Here is a 943-nt window from a genome sequence, read left to right as displayed (position 1 = left end):
CGTGCCCCTCTTCCACTACGTACGCCTCTTCCTGGCGGCGCTTGAGATCCGTTGGGAGGCGCGGGCCTACCCGGAACGACGCGTCGACTGACCTCCTGTGTGACCGAGGGCCCCCAAACGGAACGGGGACCCTTTGCTGTACCAATGCCTTGTCAAGTTAGGTAGAGATATGTAACGCGCCTGGCTAGACTGTTCGCATGAGTGGACTCCGAATGACCCCCCAGACCGAGGCGGTCCTCAAGGAGATGCTCCAGAAGCCGACTCAGGCCCACTACGGCCTGACCCTCGGGCAGGCGGTAGATCTGCGGAGTGGAACCATCCACCCGATCATGGCCCGGCTCGAACGTGCGGGAATACTGGAGAGCTTCTGGGAGGACCCGGAGGAACATGCCGCCGCCCAGCCGTCCAGGCCGCGCCGGCGCTACTACAAGTTCACGACCAATGGCGCCGAACAGGCCCGAGTCGCCATCGCGGACGCGTACAGCAGGCGATCACGTCGCCTCGGCACGAAACTGGCTCCTTCCCCGAGTCCGGGACAGTAAATGACCATGGCCGAGCCAGTGTTTTTGGTCGTCCTGCTGGTGGCCGGCGCCATGCCCCTGCTGACTTGGCTGGTCACGACACGACTCCGGCAAGGGGATCCTTCGATGGGGATGAAACCAGTTGTCAGGGCCGCTATCGCGGCCACCCGGAGAGCCTTAGAGCCCCCTACTTACGCAGAACTCCGGCTTCTCAAGAAGGCCAACCGGGTTGGTCCACAGCTCCGCCTGATCGGTGCGCTTCTTCCCGAGGGGGATGAATGGCGCGTCGAGGAGATGATGAACCACCGCAACGAGCTGTGTACGGAGCGGGGCCGCGTGCCCCTCTTCCACTACGTACGCCTCTTCCTGGCGGCGCTTGAGATCCGTTGGGAGGCGCGGGCCTACCCGGAACGACGCGTCGA

At 64.1% G+C, this 943-nt stretch carries 1 protein-coding gene and 1 pseudogene; both read left to right on the top strand.

Translation table 11 applies throughout. The annotated features are described in order from the left end of the window. The first annotated feature begins 197 nt into the window (after nt 1-197). A complete protein-coding gene (locus tag KUM49_RS36580) occupies nt 198-542 on the top strand; it encodes a PadR family transcriptional regulator (protein ID WP_254402344.1) in 345 nt (114 codons plus the stop codon). A 6-nt stretch (nt 543-548) separates the two neighbouring features. Further along, nucleotides 549-943: pseudogene (locus tag KUM49_RS36575) on the top strand (hypothetical protein); the annotation flags it as partial.

Source organism: Streptomyces sp. AC555_RSS877 (assembly GCF_019049245.1).
In the GTDB taxonomy this organism is placed as follows: Bacteria; Actinomycetota; Actinomycetes; order Streptomycetales; family Streptomycetaceae; genus Streptomyces.
This window is presented reverse-complemented; position numbering and strand designations above follow the sequence as displayed.